General features: G+C 44.0%; 3 protein-coding genes. All 3 read left to right on the forward strand.

The window, feature by feature from the left end:
- Nucleotides 1–15 precede the first annotated feature (15 nt).
- The 3 genes from PP178_RS07020 (at nt 16) to PP178_RS07030 (ending at nt 6,360) form a co-directional block, all read left to right on the forward strand.
- On the forward strand, nt 16–2,826 hold the full coding sequence (locus PP178_RS07020) for a TonB-dependent receptor domain-containing protein (RefSeq protein WP_272593596.1): 2,811 nt from the start codon (nt 16–18) through the stop codon (nt 2,824–2,826).
- 13 nt (nt 2,827–2,839) lie between these two features.
- Nucleotides 2,840–4,267, forward strand: a complete 1,428-nt coding sequence (locus PP178_RS07025) for a hypothetical protein (RefSeq protein ID WP_272593597.1) — start codon at nt 2,840–2,842, stop codon at nt 4,265–4,267.
- A 104-nt stretch (nt 4,268–4,371) separates the two neighbouring features.
- Entirely contained in the window at nt 4,372–6,360 is a 1,989-nt protein-coding gene (locus tag PP178_RS07030; RefSeq protein WP_272593598.1) for a putative porin, read from the forward strand.
- Nucleotides 6,361–6,882 lie beyond the last annotated feature (522 nt).

Below are 6,882 nucleotides of genomic sequence, written 5' to 3' on the forward strand. Positions count from 1 at the left end.
CAAAAACCTAATTAAATGAGATTAAAACTATGTAGTATATTAACACTGTTCGCGGTGTTATGTACGGGCCTGTCTTTCGGGCAGGACAAGACCATTACTGGTACCGTGGTTGACCAATCCGGAATGCCACTTCCAGGAGTGAACATTCTGGTGGAAGGTACAACGAACGGTACCCAATCAGACTTTGATGGGAACTATTCCATCCAGGCAAGCGAAGGTCAATTTCTTTCGTTTACTTACATCGGGCAACGTAACGTAAGACGTAAAGTCGGAGCGTCTAACACTATCGATGTAACAATGCAAGAAGATGCCCAGGCTCTTGAAGAGGTAATTGTTACCGGGCAAGGATCGGGTATCGCAAAAAGGAAACTTTCTACTACGGTTGACGTACTTAGGGAAGAAGACATCGATAAATTGCCGGCCAACCAGATCGACCAATTACTTCAGTCTACTACTCCTAGTGCACAGATCAGATTGAGTTCTGGTCAGCCGGGAACAACTTCCATCATTCGTACAAGGGGACCAATTTCTGCGGCCTCTTCTGCCACTCCGGTAATTATTGTAGATGGTGTGCGAGTAGATAACCTGAACTCTAACCCTGCTACGGGTATCGGTACTGGAGGTGCAAACACTTCAGCTCTTGCCGATATTCCAACAGAATCTATTGAGAGAATAGAATACATTAAAGGTGGTGCTGCAACGACATTATACGGTGCGGATGCTGCAAATGGTGTTATCCAGATTATCACGAAAAAAGGTAAAGATGGTAAGGCAACAGTTTTCTTTGAAAACAGGTTGGGTATCATTAAAGCGACTGACGATTTCTTAAAGTACGAGAGAACTGGTGAAGCTATTTTTGAGCCAGGTTTTTCTCAGGAATACCGAATCGGGATCAACGGTGGTAATGAAAAATTCACTTACAACTTTGGTGGTAGTCTTTACGCTGATGACGGATTTAACGACCTGAACAAGCAGATCAAAAGAAGTTTTACTTTTGGTTTAGGTGCACAGGTTACAGATAAATTAAAGTACCAGGGATCTTTCTCTTATGTCGGGTTTGATTCTAACCTGGATTTTAATGCCAACACAAGTTTCTCTCGTTTCTCTGCTTTTGAAGGCGGTGGACGTGGAAACCTTGATGAACTTAGCGAAGCTGACTGGCAAGTTGAAAAAGACAGAGCTCAGCTAATTGGGGAGTTGGTGGATATCCGAAGGGTAAACAACCGTTTCACTGCTTCCAATAAATTCATCTACACCTTTAGTGATAGCTTCGAAGCTAACGGAACTATTGGTATAGATTACCGTACTTCTATGGACGAAGAGAATGATACCAACGCATTGTTGATCGCTCTTGGTTCTGAGCCGGAAGGAACTACTGACCAGGCGAGCATTGCACGTGCTTTAAGAAATAACTTTACGGTCACTACAGACCTTAACGTTACGCATAGGGCATATACGGACAATTTCTCTTTCGTCTCTATTTTAGGAGCACAATTCTTCCGTACTGCTGATCGCCAGAACAGGTTAGATGGTTCAGGTGGGGTAGATGGTACTACTTCGGTAAACTTTTTCCCTACAAAGAGTGCTTCTGACTTTGTATTAGAAAACGCTAACTACGGGCTTTATTTCCTTGAGAACATTGGCTTCTACAACGTGGCTTTCCTTGAACTGGGAGGTCGTCTGGATGCCAACACTTCTGCTGGTAAGGACACTGAAGCGTTATTCCTGCCTAAGATCGGGGTAACTTATAATGTTTCTGATCACGAATTTTACCGTGACAGTGGAATCTATGATATCGTATCTAGCATTAAATTAAGAGCTAACTACGGTGAAGCTACTAACTTTGCTCAGCCATTCTCTCAAGACAGGACTTTTGCTCTTGAGTCGTTCTTAGGTGCTCCGGCTTTCCGTTTTGATCAGCCTGGTAACCCAGACCTGATTTCGGAAACTGTGAAAACTACAGAATTTGGTGCAGAGCTTGGATTCCTGAACAACAGGTTGAACTTCTCTGGTACTTATTATAAGGCCATTACCGAAGATGCATTATTTACGCCAACTCAGCCGCCATCTTCAGGTCTGATTCCTCAGATCCAGAACATCGGTGAGATCGAGAACTCTGGTTGGGAATTTGCACTTAGTTCAAGAATTATTGATACTGAGAAGCACCAGTTACAAGCTACTGTATCTTACAACACCAACGAAAACGTCGTGACCAGCACCGGTGGTGCAGCTCCTTTCGTAGTGGGTGGATTCACCGTGATCGGATCATGGGTTGAAGAAGGTCAGAGCCTTGGATACCTAAGAGGAACAGCTGCTGTTCTTCAGGATGATGGTTCTTATGCATTTGAGCCAAATACTGCGCTGGGTAAAACTTTCGCTCCTAACTTTGGATCAATGACTCTGAACTACACTTGGGGTAAATTCAACCTTTTCGCCTCTGCTGATTACCAGTTTGGTGGTAAAGCGGTTGACTTAAGTTTCTTATTACGTCACCTGAGAGGGGTTGATGATACCGGGATTCCTGAAGAGTTAATCGGTACTACCTCTCCATTTAACTATGTGAACTTCTTCACTTTTGACAGTGATTTCTTGAAAGTGAGAAACATAGGAGCTTCTTACAGGTTCGGAGATATGCTTAAGCCTTTTTCTGATGTAACCCTTGGGTTCTCTGTAACAAATCCATTTAACTGGACAGCCGGTAACTTTGATCCTGAAACTACGGGTTCTGGTATTGGGGCGCAGAATGGATTTAGCTCTGGTGGATTCGCCTATGGTACTGAGTCTGTGCCAAGGGTATTCATGAGTTCACTGAAATTTCAATTTTAATACGTAAGGCAACATGAAAAAAATTCAATTATATATAAGTGCTGTACTCTTATCTACTATGGTAGGATGTACAGGAGATTTTAAAGAGGTGGTCGACTTCACAGACGTGCAGAACCCTAACCTCTCTGAGACATCAGTGGTTGGACAGCCCAACTCTGCAGTGATTTGGTCAGCAGGTATCGAGAGAGAAATTTCAAGAACCTTCAACGAGATTCTTATCCTGGCAGAGCTTGGTTCTGACAACTATGTAAACACTCAGACTTTCTTTAGCCAGTTTCTCGATGGTCTGGATATCCGTACTACGGATCCGGATATCAGGGATACGCAGAACGAGATCGCTCGTGTAGCAAAAATGGCTGAATTTGGATTGGAGACCGTAGGTCCTAACGATCCTAACTACGGACCTGAGCAAGAAGCAGAATTCAACTACTATCTTGGAATGTCAAGGATGTTGGCTGCTATGTACTTTTCAGCACTGCCACAGGAAACTGTAGGTGTACCAGCTAGTTCTGAGGAAAACTATAATTCAGCTATCGCTTCTTTCCAGGCAGCTGTTGCTATCAGTGCTAAGCCGGAATATCATTTGGCTATCGCAAGATGTAACTACTACCTTGGGAACAAATCCGCAGCTGTTTCTGCAGCGAATGCTGCCTTGGCTCTGAGTGATGATTTCACCAGGGAGGCACAGTATGATCAGCAAGAAGGACCGGTGAATGTCATGGATAACGCACTGTATCAAAGGGCGACTTTCGATGATTTCCAGCCATTGCCTAGCCTTGACTTCTTAGATCCGAAATATTCTTTCGTTTCTGCGTCACGTGATGCTTCGGTTCATTACCTGAAGGCTGAGGAGGCTTACCTGATCCTTGCTGAGGCTAACCTTTCTGATGGAAATGTAGCTGCTGCACAGGCTAACCTTAACGACCTGCTGGACCTCGTTGCTACGAGAGAAGTACGTCTTATCGATGACCGTGCTGAGCAGCGTAGCGAAGTGGATCCAGGAGGAAGACCAGATAACTCAGGAGTTGTGGTAAATGGTCGTTCAGGACTTGTTCTGGACAGGCAAGATGATCTTGTGCCTGTTCCTTCAATTTCAGGAACTTCTCTGACGACAGATGATATCGCTGCCTTCTCCAATAACGATGAGTCACTTTCTAAGCTTTACAGGACTCGTCAGGAGATCTTTATTGCTGAGGGAATCCGTTTTGTAGACATGGGTGTAAAACTTGTGATCAACGAGAATGAAATTCTCCAGAATGAAAATGTAAATGAAGGTGATTTTGGAACGGTTGCAGTAATTCCGTCTTTTATTGTATCTGTAATCCCTGATTTGGATGCATTTTCATACGATGCAGAAGCAGGAATCGTTGACACAGTTATCGATCTTAACGATATACTTGCAGCAAACAAGACTTCTGAAGCTGTTGTTCCTTTCTACTAGTAGATAGGTTTCAATAATATCTTAAAACCCTCGCTTCGGCGGGGGTTTTTTGTTGGTACAGGTTCTGCTGGGTTTTACTAACTTTGAGGCCGTAATTACCCATTATGAGATACCTGATCTTAATCCTGCTTATCATCAGCTGCACCGGCCTCAGCGCCCAGGAAGATTCCCTGCCTCCAACACCTGTTGCGGACAGCCTTAGAGCTGCCCCCGAAAAATTACTGCCTAAAAAAAGACGGGATACGGTAGCCGCCAGGGAAATCAGTATTAAGGATTATAAGATTATCTCTTATGCCAGGGATACCACTTACCTGGATACGACCCTGACCATTAATAAGGAATACAAATACAATTACCTTCGCCGCGATGATTTTGAGTTGATGCCATTTGCTAACGTGGGTCAGCCTTATAACGCACTGGGGCGCGATTTTATAGGGGTAGAACGGTACCCGGGAATGGGTGCTAGTACCAAGCACTTTAATTACATGGAAATAGATGATATCAATTATTACCATGTGCCGACTCCTATGACCGAGTTGTTCTTTAAGACGACCTTTGAGCAGGGGCAGCTTCTGGATGCCTTACTAACATTGAATACTTCTCCCCGGTTTAATGTGTCCATTGCTTATAAAGGTTTCCGTTCCCTTGGTAAATACCAGCTGAACCAGGCGGAATCAGGAAACTTTAGAACTACAGCCAGTTATATCAGTAAGAATGGTCGCTATTGGTTAAGGGGGCACATTGCGGCCCAGGATATAGAAACGGAGGAGAATGGCGGATTGCTGAATGCGGAACTGCAGTTTGAATCCCAGGATCCGGAATTCACGGACCGTTCCAGGATTGATGTGGTGCTTACTGATGCCGATGGCAAACTTGTCGGGAAACGATATTTTCTTCAGCACCAATATACACTACTTGGGAAAGCCTCCCCGCTGGATCCGCAGCGCACCACTACACTGGGACTGCGTCATCAGTTTGCATACGAGACCAAGTACTACCAGTTCCTGCAAACCAGTCAGAACGATTATTTCGGTGAGGTATTCCTGGACCCCATTAACGATAAGACCTATTACAAAACAATGTTCAACAGGGTAGGAGCTGTTTTTACTAACCCGGTATTGGGTAGCCTTGAGGGTTATTCGGGAGTCTACAATTATAACTACTATTTTAATAACCTGCTCATTACTGAAGAGGGGCAGGTAGATAACCAGTTGAAGGGAGAAGAGATCAGCCTGGGTGCTGCGTACCAGAAGAATATCGGTGGATTTGACCTGGACGCTGACTTTGCTTATACGGTTTCAGGGGAGCTGACCGATTACCAGTTCAGTGGGCAGGCAGGGTATAATTTCAATGAACAGACGGGTCTTAAAGCCACACTGACGTCAAGTTCGCGCATGCCCGACCTGAATTTCCTGTTGTACCAATCAGATTACCAGAATTACAACTGGCAGAATACCACTGTATTTGATACCCAGAAACTGAACAGTCTCCGGGTGGAGTTCAGCTCTTCCTGGTTTGGGGAGCTCAGTGGGGAGATCACCAATATCGATAATTACACCTATTTTGCTTCCACCGCTACTGCAGAGCAGATAGCAGAAGGGCAGGAGAATGCATTCGTTAAGCCATTTCAGGCGCCGGATGCGGTGAATTACCTGAAACTTGGGATCCGTAAAGAGTTTCGTCTGGGGAAATGGGCTTTGAACAATACTGTTATGTACCAAAATGTCTCCAACGGGGGTGAGTATCTCAATGTTCCAGAACTGGTGACACGGAATTCCCTGTATTTCTCCAGCCATATTTTTCAAAAAGCTATGTTCTTGCAGACGGGGGTTACCTTCAAGTATTTTACACCCTACTATATGAATGCTTATAATCCTTTGCTGAGTGAGTTTTATATTCAGGACAGGGAGGAATTGGGTGGGTATCCGCTGCTCGACTTCTTCATCAACGCCAAAGTGCGGCAGACCAGGATCTATTTGAAGGCCGAACATTTCAATTCCTCCTTCGGGGAGAGCAACTTTTATTCGGCCCCTGCATATCCTTATCGGGATTTTGTAATACGTTTCGGATTGGTCTGGAATTTCTTTTCCTAAGCTTCCGGCATAAGACTACATTATATTCCAACTACCGGATACAGCCATTTACTTGTAGTAAAATGTTAAAATGGAAAATAATAAATCCGTTAAAGCGCTGTGTTGCAGAAGACTTTGTGAGGCGGTAAAAAAAAGTTCGCCCAAGATGGGCAAAAAGAGTTGCGGGATTAAAAAACGGTTGTATATTTGCAGCCGCTAAAGACAACAGCATAGTTGTTAAGCAGAGGCCTGAAGAGGCTGAGTTCTTTGAGATTTTACTGGAGCCAAAACAAGAAAAATAAAATTTTCATAAAAAGTTTGGCGGAGAGAAAAACGGTTGTATATTTGCACCCGCTTTGAGAGACAGTAAGTGCTCTAGGGCAGAAGAAAAGTAAACAAGTTCATTGACATATTGGTAGACAAAAAGCGTTTTATTACTTATGTAATAGAATCGAAAAATTAACAGAAAATCATTTTGAGACCATTGGGGCTATAAAGGGATGAGGGGAAACTCTTGTTGACTTATGGTCGCGAACATTATTT

Source organism: Zeaxanthinibacter sp. PT1, assembly GCF_028464225.1.
GTDB lineage: Bacteria > Bacteroidota > Bacteroidia > Flavobacteriales > Flavobacteriaceae > Zeaxanthinibacter.

Excerpts from the sequence above, each read along its gene's own strand:
- PP178_RS07025 (WP_272593597.1), top strand. The coding sequence starts at position 2,840 with ATGAAAAAAATTCAATTATATATAAGTGCTGTACTCTTATCTACTATG.
- PP178_RS07030 (WP_272593598.1), top strand. The coding sequence starts at position 4,372 with ATGAGATACCTGATCTTAATCCTGCTTATCATCAGCTGCACCGGCCTC.
- PP178_RS07020 (WP_272593596.1), top strand. The coding sequence starts at position 16 with ATGAGATTAAAACTATGTAGTATATTAACACTGTTCGCGGTGTTATGT.